Raw genomic sequence first — 22,004 nt, forward strand, 5'->3', positions numbered from 1 at the left:
GGGCACCGGCTGGTACTGCGGCGTATCGGCCATGAGCATGGCTCCCGGAATGAGGATGGACAACAGGCAAAGTGCGAAGCACCTGGTCATAGCAGCCTCACCGACCCCACGGATTGGCGCGAGGCCGTCGGCCTCGCACGAGGCGGCCTGTTCGCCCCGGGGGCCGGCCACTCCTGCCGGGCCAGGCAGGAAAGCGGCAGCTCGGGGGGGAAGAGACACAAGTCCTATGCATGAGCCAACGACCGTCTCTCACCCCGATGCTGTTCCCGCTCCGGCCGGCACTGATGACCGGCCGCCGCGCCTTTCCCGGGTCCTTCTCCTGGCGACCCTCTGTCTGGTCGTCAGCATGTTCTGGGTCCGCAAGACCTCACTGATCGCCTTCACGATCCTGGTGGCGGAGGGCTCGCCGCCGATCCCGGCGGTGGCCGTGCTGGTGCTGATGAGCGCCCTGGGGTTCGCGGTCCACCGTCTGGCCCGCGGCCACCGGCTGCGGCGCGAGGCGCTGCTGATCTACATCGTCATGAGCCTGGGCCTCGTCACGCTCGAGGCCAATGGCGTGCGGCAACTCCTGGCCCAGCTCACGGTGACGCGCTACTTCGCCGCCCCTGGCAATGACTACGCGCTGTTCGCCGACCTGCTGCCGAGCTGGATCACGCCCTCGGACGAGAGCGTGATCCGCGACTTCTACGAGGGCAGCGCCAACGGGCGCGTGCCGTGGGGGCCGTGGGCAGCGCCGCTGACGGCCTGGGGCCTGCTCTTCATGGCGCTCGGGCTGTCCCTGGTGTGCCTGAACTCTCTGTTCCGCCGGCCATGGGCGGAGCACGAGCGGCTGTCGTACCCGCTGGCAGAGCTGATCCTGCAGGTGGCGCCGCCGGAGTCGTGGGAGCGGTCACCGACCGCGACCGGCGGTTCGACGGCATCGCGGTCGGTGACCGCTCCCATGGCGGCCCGACCTCTCCTCCGCAATCCCCTCTTCTGGGTCGGCGTGGGCCTGGCCGCCATCTACGACGGCTCGAACATCGCCCATGCCTTCTCGCCGCAGGTGGCGGCCATCGGCCAGCAGTTCGACATGAACCCCCTGCTCAGCGAGCGCCCGTGGGCGTACCTGCGGCCGATGACGCTGACCTTCCGCCCCGAGATCATCGGGCTGGGCTACCTGGTGCCGGTGGATGTGCTGCTGAGCGTGTGGGGGTTCTTCCTGCTGTTCCGGGTCGAGAACTTCTTCGCCAGCGTGGCCGGCTACCAAATCGGCAACTTCCCCTTCGAGCGCTCGCAGGGCATGGGCGCGTATGTGGGCCTGATGGTCTTCCTGGTGTGGGTGGGGCGCAAGCACCTGTGGCAGGTCGTGCAGATGGCCTGCGGCGGCCCCCGGCAAGACTGGGACCGGCAGGAGCTGCTGCCCTCCCGCCTCGCCTTCTGGGGGCTGGTGGCGGGGATCGCCGCCGTCTGCATCTTCTGCGTCTCGGCCGGAATGAGCTGGGGACTGGCGCTCACCTATGTGCTGCTGACCTACGGCGCGGCCCTGGTGTATATCCGCATCCGGGCGCAGACCGGCCTGCCGATCAACTACATGCTCCCCCGCGAGGAGGTCCTGGAAGCGATCCTGGCCCTCAAGCCCACCACCGGCCACTTCGACAAGGCCGGGCTGCGCTCTGAGACCGCCTATGCCACCATCACGGTCATCAGCCGCATGACCTTCCCGCAACTGGGGGCGTTCGAGATGGAGGGCATCCGCATCGGCACCCGCGCCGGGCTGCGGCGGAGCCATGTGCTGACCGCCATCACCTACGGGCTGGCTCTCGGGCTGGTGCTGGCCCTGGGGATGCACCTGACGGCCTACTACGGCTTCGGGGCCAATGTACTCGACGGCGGCACGACCTCGGGCGGCTACCGCGCCGCCCAGGCCCGCAGCGCCTTTGACCGCCTGCAGTCCCGCGCCTTCGTCGGCGTGCCCATGGACGTGCGCACCACCGTGGCGCGCGGCCTGGGCCTGGCGCTGACGCTGGTGATGCTATGGCTGCGGGCGCGCTTCCTCCGCTTCCCGCTCAACCCGCTCGGGCTGGGCATCGCGGGCAGCTATGGCCACTCGATCTGGTTCCCCTGCTTCATGGCATGGATGTGCAAGACGCTGATCCTGCGCCTGGGAGGGCCGCACACCTACCGGGTGGCCACCCCGGTCTTCCTGGGGCTGGCCATCGGGCACATCCTGTTCGCCGGGGGCATCTGGGGGCTGGTGGGCGCCTTCAGCGAGGACGTGGCCAAGCGCTACCTGATGTGGTTCGCGTAGCAGTGAACAGGCCCGCCGGATACCCGGCGGGCCTGTCGCTTGCATATCGGGAGTGGCAACGCCTAGTTGAGGTCAAAGTACTTGTCGGCTGGCGACTGGCCATAGAAGAACTGTGTGGTCTTCATCCACTTGGAGTGCCCATCCACGAAGGCGATGTTGCAGCCATCGTTGTGGATCGGGCGGGGCCTTGCGCGGTACTGAGGGTCACTGGCCAGCGGGATGCCGTTGATCTCGTCCGCTGGCGCCGCGGGCGGGTTGCCGAAGATGCTGGGAGCGTCAACCTCCCAGTCCCAACCCTTCCCGCCGGCGCTGTTGTTGACCATGCCGTTGTCGCAGATCATGACCGTTTCGGACGGAGACAGAATCGTGCCGATGGCCCTGTAGTTCAGGTAGGTCTGCTGCCAACCGTACGAGTAGTTGTTGGTGCTGGGGCAGACGAACAGCTGCCAGTTCTTGACGTAGGGCTGAATCACGTTGGACCACTGCCCGGTCGCCGCCGTGTACCGGGTCGGGAACTTCTCGTCATAGTCCTGGGCATACTGCAGAACGCCGACAGCAAGCTGCTTGGTGTTGCTCATGCAGGACGACTGCCGGGCCTTCTCCCGAGCCTTGGCGAACACGGGGAAGAGGATCGCCGCCAGAATGGCGATGATGGCGATCACAACCAGTAACTCAATCAGCGTAAAGCCTGTGCGCTTGGACATGTCTAGCCTCCTTGTCGTAGCCGAACGTCAAGCATGGCATTCGGCGTGTGTGCCCCCGCCTCCTTCTGGCCTGCGGAGGACAGGAGGGTGATTCTGGCGACGCCACACCCGATCAGTTGATGTCCCAGAGGCAGTTGGTGGCGCCGGCGGCCGGGCCGATGAGAGCATCCATGGTCATGGCCTTGGCGTGCCCGTCGAGGAAGGCCGAGTTGCACAGCCCGTTGTGCCGCGGCACGGCGCGCACGGGGTCATCGGTATAGTACGGCGTGTTGTTGGGCCAGCGGGTGTACCACGCGCCGCCGAACGTGGTGTCCTCAATCCAGGCGCCCGGGGCGGCGGCGGGGTTGGTGACCTTGCCATTGTCCACGAAGATGATCGTCTCAGCCGGGTACTTGACCGACGCCATGGCGACGGCGCCGTTGTAGCCGAGGTTGCAGTGGTTGTGGCCGTAGCCGCTAGTCATCTTGCTCGCGCTGGGGCAGACGAACACCTGGGTGTTCTTGATGTAGGGGGCGGCCAACTGGTTCCAGTAGTACGGCGCGCAGTACGAGGACATGACCATCTCATCATAGTCCTGGCTGTACATGGTGGCGGCAATGGCGAGTTGCTTGACGTTGCTCAGACACGACGACTGCCGAGCTTTCTCACGGGCTTTGGCGAACACGGGGAAGAGGATCGCGGCGAGGATCGCGATGATCGCGATCACGACCAGTAGCTCGATCAGCGTGAAACCCATACGTCGAGACATGATGCCCTCCATACCCTTGATATGATACGCGCGCTCAACTGATTCGTTGTGGGGGGCGATATTCCTGCTGTCCCTGTTCCCGCCGCCGGGCGGAAGAATTCAGCAAGACATGCACCCACAAGGAGACAGCCCGTGCTCGCCATCTTCTCCAATGACGACGCCGGGGCCGCCCCCGGCCCCCGCAGCACCGAGGACTTCCGTACTGTCGTGAGGTGGCTCGACAGCCTCGGCCTGCACGGCACGTTCTTCTGGGTGCCTGAGCCGCCCCGGCGGGAGCAGGCGCACGAGGTCTGGCGCGAGACGCTGGAGTGGGCCTGCGGGCGCGGACATGACTTCCAGCTCCACGGCCTCAGCCACGACACCTGCCTGGAGTTCGGCCTCCCCCAGGCCAGCACCCGCCGCGCCAACCCGGCGCCCTTCGAGGAGTACGAGCGCCACCTGGCGCACTGGCAGCGCCGGCACGAGGCGGAGTGTCTGCAGGAGAGGCTCGAACGCGGGATCGGCCACTACGAGCGCACGTTCGGTAGCCGCCCGGTCGCCTTCCGGGCGCCGTGCTTCGGCGTCAGCCCCGGCATGTACGAGGCGCTGGCGGCCGTCGGCATTGGCGTCTCCTCCAGCCGGGGCATCAACCCCACGGCGACGGCCTATGCGTTGGAGCGCGGGCTTTCCAGCCCGCAGCGGCCGTCGCGGGCTGGAAAGCCCGCGCTCCAACTGTGGCAGCCTGACTTCCCTTGCGTGCCCTGGACCGAGCCCCCCGGCGTGCTGGAGGTTCCCTGCATGGAGGACCTCTGCATCGGCGGCGTGACGCCCGAGCAGGCCGAGGAGCGGTTAGCCCTGGTCCTCTCGGAGCTGGAGCACTTCCTGGCCGCCGCCGGCGAGGACGGGGTGCTGGTCATCGGCAGCCACTACGCCTCGATGATGCGCACCTGGGAACAGACGCGGCCCTTGCTGGAGGCCATGTTCGAGTGGCTGGCCCGACAGGGCGTAACAGAGTGGATGACATTTGCCGAATACGTAACTATACTATCCGCAGGAACCTGAGGAGGCGGCGGGGTGTTTGGCGTAGTGGTGGGTGACACCGCAGGACACCCGTCGTGACGGGAGAGGCCGATGGACGAGACTCTCCTCAACGCAGTGGTGGTCGGTGCCTGTGCGCTGGTCTGGCTGGCGGCGCTGGTGGTGGGCATCTGGCGCGTGCGTCATGGCCGTGACCGACGGGGCCTGATCCTGGCCGTGCTCGCCCTGACGGCCCTCGGGGTCGCCGTCGTCATCGTCACAGGCACGGAGTTCGGGAAGCATCTCTCGACGGCGGTGCGAGACCGCGTTACGGGGCCGCCGGCCGTGTTGGTGGCTTCCTGGCAGGGCCGGGGCGAGCTGCACTACCGCCTGGGCCCGCGGCAGTTGGCGAGCAGAGGCGAGCAGGGGCGCTACACGGTCCAGTCCGGCTCCCTGCGTCTGTCCAGCTTCACTGCCTATGCCGGCCAGGGCCCTACCGCGTGGGAGGCCGACACCAGGCTCTACGAGGTGCCGCCCCTGACGCTGGCGCCGGGCCAGGAGCAGGCACTGCAGGTCGGTCCGCCCTATCTCGCCCGTGTCGAGGTGGACCCACAGTTCAGGCGAGTGGCCCTGAAGGTGACGGACGTCGGAGGACGTAGCACGAACCTGTCCGACGCCCAGCGGACCTCGCCGCCCGGTCTGGAGATTGCGGACGCGCGTGGCAGAGTGGTGTGGCACGGCAAGTTCGCCTATGGGTGAGGCGGTTCGTGTACGTATTCCGGTGGAATACCAGGGCATCTGAAGGGCAAGCTGACGGTACGGCCGCTACTGCCGGGCTGCCCGTTCCCGGTGCAAGCCGTCCCCACGGAGCTTGTTCGACACAGTGATGACGTGCCTGACAAGGAGGAGTGACCGATACACCAGCGCTTCCTTCCGCCGATCATGATCCTGTTACTGATGGCCTGCGCACTCTCGGCCGGCCAGGCGCAGGCCCCGACACCTGTGCAGTTCGTCAGCGCCCACCCCAGCTACGCCAAGATCGCGCTGACGGCCGACGGGCAGAAGGTGCTGCTCCTGGCTCTCGATGAGTCGGGGGGCACCGACGCCGGCTATGACACCGTCTACGCCGACACCAACCTCAATGGCATCATCGAGGCTGCGGAGAAGGTGCAGAGCACCACGGATGCCGGCTACAGCAGCTTCAAGCCGCTCAGCTTCGACTTCCCCTACAACCCGCAGGGCGCGGGCGTGACGCAGCCACTGGTCCTGACGCTGGGCCGCTCGTACCTCGAGTCGGGCGTCGCGGCGTCGCTGCGCGTGATCCTGCGGCAGGGCGGGCAGAACTGGGAGTACACCTTCCGGCGGGCCCTGCCGGTATCCACGGACCTCACCAAGACGCGCGTGCTGACGGCAAGTCCGCTGACCGTCAAGCTGATCACGCGTACCGGCAACGGCCTGGGCCTCGCGGCCTCGCTGGGCGCCGGCGACTTCGATATCAGCACCTACACCCCGCACGGGAGCCCCCGGGTGCGGCTCCTCGTGCAGGGCGCGGACGGCCAGACGGCCAGCGACACCACGGTGCCGCTGGACCGCCTGGGCTATGGGTGAGGCGGCTCCTGCCTGTACTCCGTGCGAGTACAACCGGGACGGTACACAGTGAAGGCTACGGCCGATCTGGGACCGCTGGGCCAGGCAGAGGGTGAGGCCACCACCGAGTAGCGCAACCCCATGACCTGCGATAAGCGGATCCACCTCCCGGTGGATCCGCTTTTTGCTTGGGCCGTAGGGGCGCCATTCATGGCGCCCAGGGCGCGATGAATCGCGCCCCCACGGGAGGGACGCCATGGACAGTGCCGAGATACTGCAGGGCCTCAAGGACGCCGTCATCGCGATGGATGAGGACCGGGCGCGTGAACTGGCCGAGCAAGCACTGGCGCGGGGGATGGATGCCTATAACACGATCATGCAGGGCCTGGCGCCGGGCATGGCCGTGGTCAGCGAGAAGTACGACCACGAGGAGTACTTCGTCCCCGAGATCCTGATCTGCGCCGACGCGATGTATGCGGCCCTGGAGGTGCTCCGGCCGCACCTGAACCCGGCGACCATGCCGCACCAGGGCAAAGTCGTCATCGGCGTCGTGGCCGGGGACATCCATGACATCGGCAAGAACATCGTGCGGATGATGCTGGAGGGGGCGGGGCTGGAGGTACACGACCTCGGACGCGACGTGCCGGTCGCGCAGTTCGCCGATGAGGCGGAACGCATCGGCGCCGACATCATTGCCCTGTCCACGCTGATGAGCACGACCATGGAGAGCATGCGCCAGGTCGTGCAGGAGTTGGAGCGGCGCGGCACCCGCGACCGCTTCAAGGTCATCATCGGCGGCGGCCCGCTCTCCACGGCGTTCGCCGAGAGGATCGGGGCCGACGCCTATGGCCGCGACGCCGCCGAGGCTGTCCGCCTGGTGCAGAGACTACTCTCTGCCGACCCCGAGGCGCAGGAGGCTTCCCATGTCGCCAGCTAGCATGACTCCCAAAGAGCGCTTCCTCGCCTTCTTGCAGGGCCAGCCGGTGGACCGCCTGCTGTGCGTCCCGCTGATCCTCAACCATGCCAACCGCGCGGCCGGTCTGACCGTGAGCCAGACGTGCCAGAACGGCCCGGCGCTGGGCCGCGCCCATGCCGACTGCTACCGCAAGTACGGCCAGGACATGGTGACTCTCTTCACCGACACCTCACTCCTCGCCGAGGCCATGGGCACGAAGCTGAAGCACTTCGACGACGACGCGCCCCGAGTCGAGACGCCGGTGGTGCAGTCGCCGGACGACGTGGCCAGGGTGCACATGCCCGACCCGCACAGCGACGGTCGCCTGCCCGTGTTCCTCGAGGCCATCCGGACCGCCAACGCCGAGGTCGGGGCAGAGGTCTTCGTCGCCTGTTGCTTCGCGATGCCGTTCACGGTTGCGGCGGCGCTCATGGGCACCGATGTCTTCGTGAAGGCGACCCGCAAGGCGCCGGAGCTGGCGCACCGCTTGCTGGAGATGGCCACGGAGGCGGCGCTGCGCTTCACCGATGCGGTCATCGCCGCCGGGGGCGTCCCGGTGCCGGTGGACCCGGTCGCCTCGTGCAGCGTCATTGGCCCCCGGCAGTACGCCGAGTTCGCCCGGCCCTACACGCAGCGCATCCTGGAGCGGATCGCCGCGGCCGGCCTGCCGCCGGTCCTGCACATCTGCGGCCATTCGCACCTGATCTGGGACCAGATGGTGGACGGTGGCGCCGCAGTGCTGAGCCTGGACAAGGTGGATCTGGCCCAGGCCAAGGCGGCGGTCGGCGCCCGCTGCTGCCTGATGGGCAACGTGCCCCCGGCCGAGGTGCTGCTCTATGGCACGCCGGAGCTGGTGGCGCAGACGACGCTCGCAGGCATCCGCGCCGCCGCCGATAGCCCCGGCGGCTACATCGTCGCCAGCGGCTGCGAAGTCCCCCTCGCCACACCCGAGGAGAACATCCACGCGATGCTCCAGACGGTGCGCGAGTACGGGAAGCCGGGCTAGAGAGAGGCCGCGTGGGCGCGCGACCATAGCCGACGGACATGGAGCGGTCTTGACCCAGACACAGCGACTCCTGGCGGCCCTGCGCCGCGAACCCACCGATCGCCCGCCGGTCATCTGCCCCGGCGGGATGATGTCGGTCGCCACCGTCGAGGCGATGGACCTCTCAGGCTGCCACTGGCCGCAGGCCCACTGCGACCTCGATCAGATGGTGCGGCTCGCGCTGGCGGTGACCGACGAGGGCGGGATGGAGAACCTGGCGGTGCCCTTCTGCATGACGGTCGAGGCCGAGGCGCTCGGGGCAGAGGTGGACTTCGGGGATCGCCTCACGCAGCCCCGCGTCAGCCGCGAGCCCTGCGCGACCTCGCAGGACCTGCTCAGCGCTTCCCTCTCCCCCATCGCCGACAGCCCGCGCGCGCAGGTGGTGCTGCAGGCCATGCGGCAGCTACGGACGGCCCGCCCCGGGACGCCCGTGCTGGGCAACCTCGTCGGCCCGATGTCGCTCGCGGCGTCACTGGTGCAGCCGGATCGCTTCCTCAAGGAGATGATCCGCGAGCCGCGGGCCGTGGCCGAGGTGCTGGAGCGTCTCAGCGACCTGCTGGCCGCTTTCGGCCAGGAGCAGATCGCCGCCGGCGCCGAGGTCATGGTCATCGCCGACCCGACGGCCACGGGCGAGATCGTCGGTCCGCGCCTGTTCGAGCGGCTGGTGCTGCCGCCCCTCTCACGGCTGATTCAGGCGCTGCGCGCGGCGGGGTCCCCGGTCATCGTGCATGTGTGCGGGAACGTCATGCCACTGGCGCCGCTGCTGCCGCGACTGGAGGCCGACTGCGTCAGCGTGGACGCCGTCGTCAGCCTCCGCCGCCTGCGCGGGGAACTGCCGGACATGCCGTTGATGGGCAATCTGGACGCCCTGGTGCTGGAAGCCGGGCCGCCCGAGCGGATTGCGCACTGGACGCGCCATGTCGGGCTCAGGCGCGCCGACATCATCGCCCCCGCCTGCGCGGTCGTGCCCACGACGCCGCTGGCCCATCTGCGCGCTCTGGCGCAGGCGGCGCGCGACCCGATAGCGAAATAGGGACCCATGAACGAGCTTCTGCGACAACTGCCCTCGGTGGACCGGCTGCTCAACGAGCCCGCCGTGCAGGACCTGGTCGCGGCCCACGGTCACGGGCACGTCGTCCATGTGCTGCGGCGCGTGCTGGACGACATGCGGGCGGAGATCATCGCCGGCAAGCTGGCCGAGGCGGCACCTGAGACCGTCGGGGCGCTGCTGGTGGAGCGTCTGCAGGCTGCCCTGCGCCCGTCGCTGCGCCACGCCATCAACGCCGCCGGCATCATCCTGCACACGGGCCTGGGGCGCGCGCTGCTCCCGCCGGCTGCCGTGGACGCGGTGCACGACACCATCCGGGGCTACTGCACCCTCGCCACCGACCTACCGCGCGGCCGCCGCATGTCGCGGGATGAGCACTACCAGGACCTACTCTGCGCGCTGACAGGCGCCGAGGCGGCCACCGTGGTCAACAACAACGCGGCGGCCACGATGCTCATCCTCAACACGCTGGCGCAGGGGCGGGAGGTCATCATCTCGCGCGGGCAACTCGTGGAGATCGGCGGGGCCTTCCGCATGCCCGAAGTCATGGCCATGAGCGGCGCGATCATGCGCGAGGTCGGCACGACGAACAAGACCCACCTCCGCGACTACGAGAGCGCCATCGGCGAGAACACCGGCGCGATCATGCGCGTGCACCAGAGCAACTACCGCATCCTGGGCTTCACCGCCGAGCCCGACATCGCCGAACTGGCCGCGCTGGGCCGGCGGCACAACCTGCCGGTCGTGGACGACCTGGGCAGCGGCGCGCTGGTGGACCTGCGCCCGTTCGGGCTGGGGCCGGAACCGCTCGTGCAGGAGAGCCTGCAGGCCGGCGCGACCGTCGCCTGCTTCAGCGGCGACAAGCTCGTCGGAGGGCCGCAGTGTGGCATCATTGCGGGCACGCGTGAGGTCGTCGAGCGCCTCAAGAAGAACCCGCTCGCCCGCGCCCTGCGCATCGGCAAGATGACGGCGGCGGCGCTGGAGGCGACGCTCAAGCTGTTCCTCGACCCGCAGACGCTGTGTGAGAAGCACCCGACGTACCGCATGATGTCACAGCCTCTCGATGCCCTGCAGCGCCGCGCCGAGGCCATGCTCTCCGCCCTGTCCGAGGCGCCGGCCGAGGCGGCCGCGCTGTCGGCGCAGCGCGGCGAGACCGAGATCGGCAGCGGCGCCGCCCCGATCGAGAAGCTGCCGAGCTGGACGCTGTCCGTGGCGCCCGGCCCCGTGAGCGCCGACGAGCTGGCTCGCCGCCTGCGCGCGCACGAGCCACCCATCTTCACCCGCATCCAACACGAGGCCGTCGTGCTGGACTTCCGCACGATACAGCCCGACGAGGATGCGGTCGTCACCCGGGCCCTCGCAGGACTGCTGCGCAGCCTGTAGCAGGGCGTCACACAGAACAGGAGTCTGCTTCATGTCCCCGCTCAAAGTCGCCGTCATCGGTCTCGGCCGCGCCGGGCTGAACATCCACATCGCCCGCATGCGCAACGACGACCGCTTCCGCATCACGGGTGTGACCGACTGGGTCCCCGAGCGCGTCCAGGAGGTCACGGCCGACCTGGGCTGCCCGGGCTTCCCCGACGCGGCCACGCTGATCGCGCAGGCCGAGGCCGACGCCATCGTCGTCGCCAGCGCCTCCGACTCGCATCCCGATGTCACCTGCGACGTGCTGCGCAGCGGGCGCCACGCCATCTGCGAGAAGCCGATGGCCACGACCGCCGCCGACGCCCGCCGCATGATCGCCACCGCGCGCGAGACCGGCCAACTGCTCTTCATGCACCACAATCGCCGCTTCGGCCAGGAATTCCTGCATCTCAAGCACATCGTCGAGAGCCAGCGGCTCGGCGAGGTGTTCGAGGTGCGCATGCGCGAGCTGCGCTTCGTGCGTCGGTTTGACTGGCAGACCCTCAGCCGCTTCGGCGGCGGCGTCATCAACAACGCCGGCTCGCATTACCTGGACCTGGGGATGCAACTGCTCGGCGCGCCGGTCGTGAAGGTTACCTGCGACCTCAAGCAGATCGCCTCGGCGGGCGACGTAGAGGATCACGTGAAGGTCGTGCTGACGGCTGCCAATGGCCGCGTGTACGACCTGGAGATATCCATGGCATGCGCCTTCGCGGAGCCCAAGTGGACGATCTGCGGCCGGCACGGCACCATGACCAGCGACGGCCGGACCTCGCATCTGAAGTGGTTCGACCCGGCGCAGCTTGCGCCCATCACTGCCGACCCCGGCGCGGCCAGCAACCGCCGCTACGACAACGACGATGTCATCCCCTGGCAAGAGGAGCAGATCGAGGCCACGGCCCCGGGGATTGGCGACTTCTATGACAACTTCTGGGGCGTGGTGCGCGAGGGGCAGGAGATGGTCGTGAAGGCGGAGGAAGCCGCCGAGGTCGTGCGCGTCATCGAGGAGTGCAAGCGCGTCAGTGGCTTCTACGACCAGCCGCGTCCGGTGATCTGAGGCACGAAGACCATGATTGATCTCGAACGCCGCCGCCGCGTCATGGCGCGGTCCATCAAGCTGGGGCACTGCATCTGCAACCCCAGGAAGCCGTGCCCGTGCGATGTGTTCCAGGAGCACAACGTCTGCCAGTGCGCGGGCGAGAAGCTGCCCGACCTGGCGGCCGATGTGCCCCTGACCAGCCTCGTCAAGAACGCCGGGTGCGCCTCGAAGATCAGCCAGACGGACCTCAAGCAGGCCCTGGCCACGCTCCCGTCGCTGGACGACCCGCGCGTACTCGTGGGCTCGAACACCGGTGACGATGCGGGCGTCTTCCAGCTCGACGCCGAGACGGCGCTCGTGCAGACCGTGGATGTCTTCACCCCCGGCGTGGATGACCCGTACACCTTCGGTCAGATCGCGGCGGCGAACTCGGTCAGCGATGTCTATGCGATGGGCGGCCGCCCGCTGAGCGCCCTCGCCATCATCGGCTTCCCCGTCGAGAGCCTGGACCTGTCCATGATGACGGAGATCATGCGCGGCGGGACGGACAAGCTCGCCGAGGCGGGCGTACCCGTGATCGGGGGGCACAGCATCAACGACCTCGACGTGAAGTTCGGCTTTGCCGTGACCGGCCTGATCCACCCGCAGCGTCTCATCACCAACGCCGCCGCGCGCCCGGGCGATGTGCTCATCCTGACCAAGCCGCTGGGCGTCGGCATCATCGCCTTCGCCGCGCAGCTCGGCCGCGCCACGCCCGAGGCCCAGGCCGAGGCCGCCCACTGGATGACGCTCCTGAACCGCGCGGCCTCGGAGCTGATGGTCGAGGCCGGCGTCGCCTGCGCCACGGATGTCACGGGCTTCGGGCTGCTGGGCCACCTGAGCGAGATGGTGGCGCAAAGTGGTGTCACCGCGGAGATCACCGCTGCCGACGTGCCCGTCCTGCCGGTGGCGCTGGACTACGCGCGCCAGAGTCTCGTCTCGGGCGGCGCGGAGCGCAACCGCGAGCACGCCCGTCAGTTCCTGCAGCTCGAGGGCGACGTGGCCGAGGAGCTGCTGCACGTGTTGCATGACCCGCAGACTTCCGGCGGGCTGCTCATGTGCGCGCCCGCCGAGGGCGCGGAGGCCCTGCTGGCGCGGCTGCACGAGACGGGCCACACCTACGCCGCGATCATCGGGCGGATCACCGAACCGTCGGAAGGGAAGATCATCGTGAAGCAGACCGAGGGGCAGCCTGAGAAGCGATCGTGCTGTGCCGCCAGTGCCGAGGAGCTGCCGTCGTGCTGCTGCAGCGAACCGGCTGAGGCGCCCTCAGCCTGCTGCGCCGGGCGGGATGGAGCCGAGGGGGAGCCGTGCTGCGCCGCCCAGGCCGCCGCCGGCGAGGGGACCAACGAGGCGGCCTCGCTGTTTGGCATCTTCATGGAAGAGGCCAACCGTCCCGGCGCGCTGGACCTGCAGCAGAAGGAACTGCTCAGCGTGGCCCTGTCCATCGTGACCAAGTGCGAGCCCTGCCTGAAGATCCACCTGAATAAGGCGCGCCAGTCCGGGCTGACCGAGGCGCAGATCGAGGAGGCGGTGTGGCTGGCCGTGCAGTTCGGCGGCGCCCCGGCGATGATGTTCTACCGGTCGGTGACGGACCGGTAGGCGTCACTCCTGTTTGCGCTTCCGCTCGATCTCCGACAGTCGCCGTCGCATGTCCAGGGGCTTGGGTGGCTCCGGCGCCTGCTCGGCCACCGGCGGCTCCTCCACTGCCTCCCCCGCCTCACCTGTCTCGGGCCGCGCCTTTGGTACGTACGGCTCCAGCCCCAGCAGATGGTGCGTGATGACCAGCGCCGCCTGCTTGTCGGGGATGCGACCCCGGGTCCCGCTATCAATGTCCGTGAGCGCGAACGACGGCAACGCCGCCCCCACGCATGACGGGCACCCGTCCTCACACGGGCAGTTGCTGATGACCTCATGCACGGCCGCCACCAGGCGCTCCATCGCGTCGGCACAGCGCTCCGCGTAGCCCATGCCGCCGGGGTAGCGGTCGTACAGGAAGAGCGCGTCACGCCCCAGGTTGCTGGCGTCCACCACGACCCCGACGTCCTGCACATCGCACATCACGAACATCGGCGCGACTTCCACCATGCAGTTCGCGATGCCGATCAGTCCCTCGGCCGGCACGAGCTGGTGCTTCCGCACCGCGTCCAGGCAGGCGTCGGGCGGGGCCAGCCACAGCGATACCGTCTCCAGGATCTGCGGCGGCATCTCCAGGTGCTCGAACCCCAGGCTGTCGCGCGAGTGGTACTTGACCTTCTTGAACATCGGGATGGTCGTCGTGACCGTGACCGGACCCAGGCCGAGGGTGCCCTCGTGCCACTGCCGCTCCTCGTCGGTGTCCTGGATCTGCAGGCGCGAGCTGGTGACCGCCTGCGTGTAGTAGTCCAGGTCGCGCCGCTCGACATAGGCGCTGGCGTTGGGGATGTCCAGGTCGGTCACGAGGTAGCTCTGCGCATCGTGCAGATAGACCGCGTGCTTGTGGAGCTGCGAGAAGGCGCTCACCTCGTCCATCGTCCCGATGACGCGGTTGTCGCTGCTGGCGTCAAGAATGTTGTACACCGGTCCGCCGATGTTGCGCAGGTTGACCTGCGCCGCCGGGTACTCCTCATTCGCCCAGTACCACCGCCCCCCCAGGTGGCGCACCAGCTTCTGCTCCTCCAGGATCTCCAGGAGCGCCTCGGCGTACTCCCCGAACAGACCGACCTCGTCGTCCGGCACCGGCAGCTCGTACAGCGCGCTCTTCAGGTGGCCGATGGCCACATGCGGGTTGTCCGGGTCAATGACCGCCTGCTCGGGGTTCTTGGCGAACAGGTACTCCCCGTGCTGCATGAGGTACTGATCAATGGGCGCGTTGTCGGCGATGAGGAACACGAGAGCCTCGTCAGCACCGCGCCCCGCACGCCCGGCCTGCTGCCATGCACTGGCGATCGTGCCGGGGTAGCCGACCATCAGACACGCATCGAGGCTGCCGATGTCAATGCCCAACTCGAGGGCGTTGGTGCTGGCCACGCCGAGGATGTCGCCGGAGGCCAGCCGCCGCTCGATCTCGCGCCGCTCCTCGGGCAGATAGCCACCGCGGTAGGCCTGCACCTTCTCAGAAAACCGCGGCGAGACATGGCTGAGGTTGTCTCGCGCCCCGCGCGAGATCAGCTCCGCCGCCAGCCGCGTACGGACGAAGGCAATGGTCTGGATCTCCTCGCGCACGAGGTTGGTGAGCAGCTCAATGGCCTCACCAATGGGCCCCCGCCGCTCGCCCCCGGCGGTGACGTTGACGTTGGAGGGGCCGGACAGTATCCGGCCCGCCGTTCTCTGCGCCTCGTCCTTCGCGTCGGGTAGGGCGTCTGAGGCCCGAACGGCGGGCCGGCTAGTAGCCGGCCCCTCCGCGGCCACCTCCCCGATCACCGGCGGGTTCCACAGCACGAACCGCTTAGCCCCCCGCGGTGAGCCGTCATCATCCACCAGCTCCATCGCTTGCCCCGTGATGCGCGAGGCGTGCTCGACCGGGTTGGCGATCGTCGCCGAGCAGCACACGAACTGCGGATCGCAGCCGTGGTGACGGCAGATGCGCTGCAGCCGCCGCATGACGTTCGCCAGGTGCGAGCCGAACACGCCGCGGTAGGCATGGACTTCGTCCACCACGACATACTGCAGATGGGAGAAGAACTTGGCCCAGCGCGCATGGTGCGGCAGGATCGCCTGGTGCAGCATGTCGGGGTTGGTCAGGACGATCGCCCCGTTGTCGCGCAGCTTGCGCCGCTGCGGCGCCGGTGTGTCGCCGTCATAGGTCCCGGCCAGGAACTTGATGCCGCCCTTGCGCTTGCTCGTGAACCGCTCGAGCCCGCGCAACTGGTCCTGCGCCAGGGCCTTGGTCGGGTAGATGAACAGCGCCGTGGCCAGCGGGTCGGCCAGGATCGTCTCGACCACCGGGATGTTGTAGCACAGCGTCTTGCCACTCGCCGTGCCGGTGACGATGACGACACTCAGCCCGGCGCGCAGATGCTCGATGGCTTGCACCTGGTGGACATAGAGCTGCTCGATGCCGGAGCCGGCCAGCGCGGCCGCAACAGGCTCCGCGAGCGGCTCGGACAGCTCGCCGAAGCGCGCTGGACGCTCGGGCAGCTCCACGACCTCGACGACCTGGTCGCGGTAGCGGCGGGTGTTGGTGTAGTGCTCCAGGAAGGCTTCAGCGTTCATGCGTGCTCCGCTTTCTTGCGCTTGCGTCTCATGGCCGCGGCGGCGATAGCGTCGCCCAGAACGCGGGCGGGCGCGTCGGTGTCGCTGCCGTCACCGTTGGAGGGGCCGGATATCATCCGGCCCGCTGTGGGCTGCTCATCGGTCTGTACCACGGGAGGCGGCGCCGGTCGTTCCGCACGGCGAGCCGGATGATATCCGGCCCCTCCAGCGACCTGGCCTGCCAGCTTGTCTGCCGCAACGGCCTGCTCCCGCTCGTGCTCGCGGCGTGCCTCATCGCGACGCCCGCTCTCGTGGGCGCGACGGCGCATGGCGCGGCGAGCCACGTCGGTGTCACTCAGGCTCCGCGGCGGCGCTTCCGGATCGGGGAAGCCCTCGGGCGGCCGGAACTCGATGTCATGGAAGATGCTGGGGAAGGCGTGGCGCTCCAGGCGCCGCCGCAGGCTCCGCTCCAGCCGCAGTCGCGCCTCCGCCTCATCCTGCCCCAGCGCCTCATCCTCCGGCAGATTCAGTCGCGCCGGATCGGCCAGCAGCAGCTCCAGAACCATGCGCGCCGACTTCTTGCTGGGCACCGACCCCTCGTGCCGCTCGACATTCCACGTCGCGTCCTGCCGCAGCGGCTTGCCCACGCAGCACGGACAGCCGTCGCGGCACTTGCACGTCTTCACGCGCTCCAGCAGCGCCGGCATGATCTCGTGCAGGCGCTCGAAGCCGCGCTCGGTGAAGCCCAGGCCCAGCGGGTAGCGCTCGTAGATGAAGGTGCTCTGCCACGGCGAGTTCGCGCAGCCGACGGTGTGGGAGAAATCCAGCGTCTCGCACGTCACGAACAGGGGCAGCAACATGCGCGTGCCGTAGCCGATGCCGCGCAGGCCGGAATACGGGTCCAGCCCCTTGCGGATGACCTCGCGCAGCAGGTCATCGTCGGGCGTGATCCACATCCCCATGGTTTCCAGTTGCAGCGTCGGCACGGGCGGGTTCACCGGCTCGCGCGTGAAGGCGTCCAGCTTGTAGAAGTGGATGCGCTCGAACAGGTGGGTCTCGAAGTATGCCGTGACCTCGCCGAAGCACGCGGTGCCTCGCCCGAAGGGCTTGCGGCGCAGCACCCGGTCAATGTGGTGCACATCGGTCCCGCCCTGCGGCTGGGTGTAGTAGTCCACCTCGACCGGATGCACGGTGGCGACGCGCTTGACCAGGTCCAGCTCGTCCACGAGGTACGTGTCGCCATAGTGCATGTAGATCGCGCCCGGATGCACGTAGGTCGGGGCATCATACAGGTTCATGTGCCCGATGACCGCATGGGTGTCGCGGTCCTGCACGACCAGCTCCGCCTCGCTGTAGCCGCGCAGCGACACCTCGAACTGCGGCATCTCGACACTCGCATGCCACCAGCGCCCGGCCCGGTGGCTGACCTTGCGCAGGTCCTGCAACACTTCCAGCGCCTCGCCGGCGGCGGGGCCGAAGGCGGGGGCGTCGGCGTCGGGCAGCGGCAGCTCGTGTGTGGCGCAGCGCACATGGCCCGCGATGATGTAGGGGTTGTCGGTGTCGGCGACGACTTCCTCAATGGGCCGGTCGAAGATGTACGACGGATGGTCCATCACGTACTGGTTGATCGTGGTGTCCAGGCCCACGAGCACGACGAGCGATTCGCGGTCGCGCCGCCCGGCCCGCCCAGCCTGCTGGAAGAACGAGGCCAGCGTCCCGGGGTAGCCCACCACGAGGCTCGCGTCGAGCCCACCGATGTCAATGCCCAGCTCCAGCGCCCGGGTGCAGCTCACGCCAAGCAGCTCACCGGTGAACAGCTTGCGCTCGATCTCGCGGCGCTCCTCGGCAAGATACCCGCCCCGGTAGGGCATCACCTTCTGGGCCAATTCCGGCGCCGTCGCCCGCAGGGCGTCGGCCACGTAGCGGTAGATCAGTTCGGCGGTGATCTTCGCCTTGGAGAACGTGATGGTCGGCACGTCGCGCCGCACCAGCTCGGCCATCAACTCGGTGGCCTCGACATTGGCGCTGCGACGGGCGCGGAACTTGCGGCCGTAGATGATCGGCGGGTTCCAGAACACCCAGTGCCGCGCCCCGGCCGGGCTGCCGTCATCATCCACGACCGTGGCCTGCCGCCCGGTGAGCAGCGTCACCAGCTCCGCGGGATTGCCGATGGTCGCGGAGCAGAAGATGAAGCGGGGCGCCGTAGGAGCGCCAGCATCCTGCTGGCACGTAGGTGAGCAACAGCCGTGCCAGCAGGATGCTGGCGCTCCTACGGCGTCGGCTCGATAATGCCCCGCCACCCGCTCGAACCGACGGAAGAGGTTGGCCATGTTCGCGCCGAACAGGCCGCTGTAGGTGTGGATCTCGTCGAGGATGACCAGCTCGAGGTGTTCGAGGAAGCCTGCCCAGCGCGTGTGCTGCGGCAGTATGCCCGCGTGGATCATGTCGGGGTTCGTCAGGATCACGCTGGCCTCGTCGCGCAGCTTGCGCCGCATCGCCGAGGGCGTGTCCCCATCATAGCAGCCGCACAGCACGTCCCCGCGCCCGGCGAGCTTCAGCAGCCGCTGCAGCCCCAGCAGTTGATCCTGCGCGAGCGCCTTGAGGGGAAAGACCGCCAGCACCCGCGCCTCGGGGTCGCGCTCCAGCAGTTCCAGGATGGCGAGCTGATACACGAGCGACTTGCCACTGGCAGTGCCCGTCGCCAGGAGCACGTCCTCCCCCCGCCGCACGGCTTCCAGGCCCTGCGCCTGATGGCAGTACAGGCGCTCAATGCCCAGGCCGTCCAGGGCAGTCTGCGCGGCGGAGAGCAGGGGCGGCTGCAGGTCGGCATAGCGAGCCGGACGGGGCTCCTGCCGGGCGTGATGGACGATCTGCCCACGGTAGGAGGGGGCCTGCTTCAGTTCGTCGAGGAAGCGCGTGAAGTCCATGGCGGAAGCTGACTCTCAGCGCGCTCATTATACACTAATCAAACAGATGTTCAATGGCGACTCGCGCTGTAGTGGTGCGATTCATCGCGCCCGCTACAGTGCGTCCACCGCTTCTAGCAGCTTCCGCCGCAGGTCGAGCAGCCTCTGGGGGTCGCGTGTGTACTCCGTCAGCTTCCCCTTCGGCCCGGCGATCTCGGCGAGGGCCGTGCTGTAGGCCGTCTGCGCGGTGGTCTTGTGTGGGCTGCGGCTCTTCTGGATCGCGTGTTGGGCCGCACGCAGCATCTCCACGTCCTCGAACCCGTCGCGCAGCCGTTCCCAGCGCGTGGAGGCCAGGGGGCGTGGGGTCCCTGTCGGCTGCGCCGACACCCCGCCCTGACCGCCCGGGTACACGATGAACAGGTCGCCCGGAGCGTACTTCCCGTCGCCCTCGGGCTTGGTCCACACATCCGCCGGCCAGTTCAGGTAAGACCAGCGCAGCAGACCCCCGAACTGCTCCTGCCAGCAGATCCAGCCGATGGCCCGCTGCTCGACGGCCTCGGAGGTGATGAAGCTGTTGGGGAGGTCGGGGTGGCAGCAGATGTACGTCTCGACCAGCTTGCCCTGCTCGCGCAACTCCGCGGCGAGCTTCGGGTCGTAGACATCCTCGCGCAGCTTGAACACGAACCGGTCAACGTCCCCGGTCAGCATCCGCGACGAGCGCAGCGAATCGAGCGCGCAGGTCGTGCGGAGGTCCGGGTCCGCGTCGCGCAACAGCTTGCGGCACTGTTTGAAGCGGTCGAGCGTGGGCTGGCCGTAGACGTCCTGCGGCTCGTCGGTCGGGCAGATGTACAGGCGGTCCAGCCAGCCCTTCTCGCGGCAGTGCTCGGCCAACGCGCGGGCGAAGGCGACCCAGGCCTCGTCGAAGGCGGGCTCGCCGGGGTTCGTCTTGACGGTCACCATCTTGCCGGCGGCATCGGCGTAGCTGATGCTGGACTCCGCCCGGCCGTTGAACATCTGCAGGTACTCGATCAGCCCGTCAATACCCAGGCTCGCGCACAGCTCGACATAGCGGTCGAAGCGCTCGAAGCCGAAGCTCCACTCCCCGGTCGCGGTCCGCCGCCAGTCGAAGTACCGCCGCCCCACCTGTACGACGCTCTCGCCGTGGGCCGCCAGGTCCTGCAGGTAGGTTCGCACGATCGCCCACCACTCGTCGCTCCACTCCGCGACGGCATAGGCCTTCGCCAGGCGGTCCATGGCCTGCCAGAAGTCCACGCGGAAGCGCCACTCGGAGGGGGGAGGCAGGAGGAGCCGGTGCACGACCAGCCGCACGGGGAGGGGGAACTGCGCGCCGTCGTCGGCAGTGAGCGTGACCTGGCCCTCATATGGCCCCGGCACGGTGTCAGAGGGCACGCGCACGGTCAGCCACAGGCTGCGCGTCTCGCCCGGCGTCAGCTCGAAGCCGTCAGCCGGCAGGTCGCGCAGCACGTCAGGCCATTGCCGCAGCCGCTTCTCCGGATCCATGTGCCCGATGGCCGGTACGGTGTCCACGAGGCGCAGGGAGACGGCCTCCGCTGGGAGCTCGGCCCCGGAGGCGGCGCGGAAGGGCGATACAGTGGGCTTGAGCCGGAACGGCTCCTTACCGAAAGGGGAGCACCACCACCTGTAGCGACTCGGTCTCGTTGCGGCAGGCGTCGAGGGTGGGCGCCTCGCCCGGCTCGACGGCCCGCTCATCGGAGAACACGTGCTGCAGCGACGTCACCCCGCCGGCGGCGAATCTCGGTAACGTACCGGTGGTCTTGGCTGCCTTGATCTGCGCCTGGAGCATCTCGGCCTCCCCGCGAAGCTTGTTGGCGAACTGAGCCAGCGCGTCGAGTTCGGTGCGGCCCAGCCTCGCCCGATTCCGGTACTGGGCGATGAGGTAGCGCCACTGGACCGTCAGCGCGTCGAGATCGGCCTGCAGCCTCGTCTTGGCCTCACCCTTGGGCAGCATCGCCCAGGCGCGGGTGGCCACGCCCAGGGCTCTCTCTACCGCCGCGATGTTCGGCGACACCTCCGGCGTGATGATCGGGTACGGCGCGGACCGCCACACCGTCTTGCCTGTCACATCGCTCAGTGAGAAGGTGACGGTCGCGAAGCCGTCCTGGTAGACGCTGTAGGGGACGTTCTGGGGTGTCCGCCCGCCGGCCGGGACCGTCACCTTGGTGACGCCGAAGAAGTGGCCATAGTTGTCGCGGCTCATCACGCGTGTGCTGACCTTGGCGGCCGCCGGCTGGGACGCAGGATTCTGCACCACGACCTGACCGGTGTTCCCACCGATCCAGAGGCTCCCGAGCGAGGTCAACTGCAGGGAGAGTGGCTGCGTGCCGAAGACCATGCTGCCGAAGCCCGCCAGCTCGTGGAACTCCTTGAGCTTGCGGTCCCAGGAACTGATCTCGCCGTCCGCCGCGACGTGTCGGGCGATGGACAGCCCCCAGGCGATCCCTGGCGCCGGCGCCAGGTCATTGGCGAAGGGCAACTCCAACTCGACGCTCCACCCGTCTACCATGGTGGCGGCCTCGGCGCGCCAGCGGTAGTCTGCCGTCTTGTCCTTCATCAGGGCATCGTACTGCGCGCCCTTGGGGTTGACGGCCAGGTGGATGTAGCTCTTGCGCTGGTCATCGGTGTCGAAGAACAGCTCCAGATCGTCGTCTTCCCAGACGGGGCCGTCACGGTCGGTGGTGTCCGCCTTGAGGGAGGCGGCGTTGGGGTCGCCCATGATCGCGGCGATGTACAGGTTGTGGTCATCGTACATCGCGTAGACGCTGGTGGGGCGGGTGGGCAGGCCTCGCCCGCCCACGAGCACGAAAGGCGAGAGCGGGGCGGCCGCAGCCCACTCGTTGGGCTCGATGATGCCGTCCAGGCGCGGCGCCGCAGTGACCCTGGGCACGCTCACGACAGGGGGCGTATAGAAGCGAGTGTCTTGGGCAAGCGCCGGCAAGACGACCACGACTAGTAGCGCGGCCAGCAGGACCTTGCGCATCGCGCACCTCCGGATCAGGTGAACGGTGAAAACCACACAGACGCGACCACGTTG

At 68.5% G+C, this 22,004-nt stretch carries 16 protein-coding genes and 1 pseudogene; 10 read left to right on the top strand and 7 right to left on the bottom strand.

The features are described 5' to 3' along the window. The first annotated feature begins 346 nt into the window (after positions 1 to 346). Positions 347 to 2,287 (top strand): hypothetical protein, encoded by a 1,941-nt coding sequence (locus tag LLH23_09260; protein MCE5238667.1) that lies wholly within the window; start codon positions 347 to 349, stop codon positions 2,285 to 2,287. 62 nt (positions 2,288 to 2,349) lie between these two features. Here LLH23_09260 and LLH23_09265 read toward each other — a convergent pair whose 3' ends face one another. From LLH23_09265 to LLH23_09275, 3 genes and pseudogenes are all read right to left on the bottom strand, one after another. After that, positions 2,350 to 2,991, bottom strand: coding sequence for a DUF1559 domain-containing protein (locus LLH23_09265; GenBank protein MCE5238668.1), 642 nt, complete (start codon positions 2,989 to 2,991; stop codon positions 2,350 to 2,352). A gap of 112 nt (positions 2,992 to 3,103) precedes the next feature. After that, positions 3,104 to 3,397 (bottom strand): hypothetical protein, encoded by a 294-nt coding sequence (locus LLH23_09270; GenBank protein ID MCE5238669.1) that lies wholly within the window; start codon positions 3,395 to 3,397, stop codon positions 3,104 to 3,106. Positions 3,398 to 3,553: 156 nt separating this feature from the next. Further along, positions 3,554 to 3,739: pseudogene (locus tag LLH23_09275) on the bottom strand (DUF1559 domain-containing protein). Positions 3,740 to 3,871: 132 nt separating this feature from the next. On the opposite strand from LLH23_09275, the gene LLH23_09280 reads away from it, so the two are divergent. From LLH23_09280 to selD, 9 genes are all read left to right on the top strand, one after another. Further along, positions 3,872 to 4,780: a DUF2334 domain-containing protein gene (locus tag LLH23_09280; protein ID MCE5238670.1), complete on the top strand. Its 909-nt coding sequence runs from the start codon at positions 3,872 to 3,874 to the stop codon at positions 4,778 to 4,780. A 69-nt stretch (positions 4,781 to 4,849) separates the two neighbouring features. Beyond that, positions 4,850 to 5,494, top strand: coding sequence for a hypothetical protein (locus LLH23_09285; GenBank protein ID MCE5238671.1), 645 nt, complete (start codon positions 4,850 to 4,852; stop codon positions 5,492 to 5,494). A 198-nt stretch (positions 5,495 to 5,692) separates the two neighbouring features. Continuing rightward, the gene (locus LLH23_09290) at positions 5,693 to 6,343 is read left to right on the top strand and encodes a hypothetical protein (protein ID MCE5238672.1); all 651 of its coding nucleotides are present in this window, start codon (positions 5,693 to 5,695) and stop codon (positions 6,341 to 6,343) included. A 235-nt stretch (positions 6,344 to 6,578) separates the two neighbouring features. Further along, positions 6,579 to 7,259: a corrinoid protein gene (locus LLH23_09295; protein ID MCE5238673.1), complete on the top strand. Its 681-nt coding sequence runs from the start codon at positions 6,579 to 6,581 to the stop codon at positions 7,257 to 7,259. After that, on the top strand, positions 7,246 to 8,283 hold the full coding sequence (locus LLH23_09300; GenBank protein MCE5238674.1) for a uroporphyrinogen decarboxylase family protein: 1,038 nt from the start codon (positions 7,246 to 7,248) through the stop codon (positions 8,281 to 8,283). The genes LLH23_09295 and LLH23_09300 overlap by 14 nt, the downstream gene beginning before the upstream one ends. Before the next feature lie 49 nt (positions 8,284 to 8,332). Continuing rightward, positions 8,333 to 9,355 carry a methylcobamide--CoM methyltransferase gene (locus LLH23_09305; GenBank protein ID MCE5238675.1) on the top strand — a complete coding sequence of 341 codons (1,023 nt, stop codon included), beginning with the start codon at positions 8,333 to 8,335 and terminating at the stop codon, positions 9,353 to 9,355. Positions 9,356 to 9,361: 6 nt separating this feature from the next. Continuing rightward, positions 9,362 to 10,753 (top strand): L-seryl-tRNA(Sec) selenium transferase, encoded by a 1,392-nt coding sequence (gene selA / locus LLH23_09310; GenBank protein MCE5238676.1) that lies wholly within the window; start codon positions 9,362 to 9,364, stop codon positions 10,751 to 10,753. Positions 10,754 to 10,784: 31 nt separating this feature from the next. Beyond that, positions 10,785 to 11,831: a Gfo/Idh/MocA family oxidoreductase gene (locus tag LLH23_09315; protein MCE5238677.1), complete on the top strand. Its 1,047-nt coding sequence runs from the start codon at positions 10,785 to 10,787 to the stop codon at positions 11,829 to 11,831. 12 nt (positions 11,832 to 11,843) lie between these two features. Beyond that, positions 11,844 to 13,454: a selenide, water dikinase SelD gene (selD, locus tag LLH23_09320; GenBank protein MCE5238678.1), complete on the top strand. Its 1,611-nt coding sequence runs from the start codon at positions 11,844 to 11,846 to the stop codon at positions 13,452 to 13,454. Positions 13,455 to 13,457: 3 nt separating this feature from the next. Here the strand turns inward: selD and LLH23_09325 are convergent, their stop codons facing one another. From LLH23_09325 to LLH23_09340, 4 genes are all read right to left on the bottom strand, one after another. Next, positions 13,458 to 16,046: a DEAD/DEAH box helicase gene (locus tag LLH23_09325; protein ID MCE5238679.1), complete on the bottom strand. Its 2,589-nt coding sequence runs from the start codon at positions 16,044 to 16,046 to the stop codon at positions 13,458 to 13,460. Beyond that, the gene (locus LLH23_09330) at positions 16,043 to 18,952 is read right to left on the bottom strand and encodes a DEAD/DEAH box helicase (protein ID MCE5238680.1); all 2,910 of its coding nucleotides are present in this window, start codon (positions 18,950 to 18,952) and stop codon (positions 16,043 to 16,045) included. The genes LLH23_09325 and LLH23_09330 overlap by 4 nt, the downstream gene beginning before the upstream one ends. A gap of 93 nt (positions 18,953 to 19,045) precedes the next feature. Continuing rightward, positions 19,046 to 20,479 (bottom strand): DUF4091 domain-containing protein, encoded by a 1,434-nt coding sequence (locus LLH23_09335; protein MCE5238681.1) that lies wholly within the window; start codon positions 20,477 to 20,479, stop codon positions 19,046 to 19,048. An 88-nt stretch (positions 20,480 to 20,567) separates the two neighbouring features. Beyond that, positions 20,568 to 21,950 carry a hypothetical protein gene (locus tag LLH23_09340; protein MCE5238682.1) on the bottom strand — a complete coding sequence of 461 codons (1,383 nt, stop codon included), beginning with the start codon at positions 21,948 to 21,950 and terminating at the stop codon, positions 20,568 to 20,570. Positions 21,951 to 22,004 lie beyond the last annotated feature (54 nt).

The sequence above is a fragment of the bacterium genome (assembly GCA_021372615.1).
Lineage (GTDB): Bacteria > Armatimonadota > Zipacnadia > Zipacnadales > UBA11051 > JAJFUB01.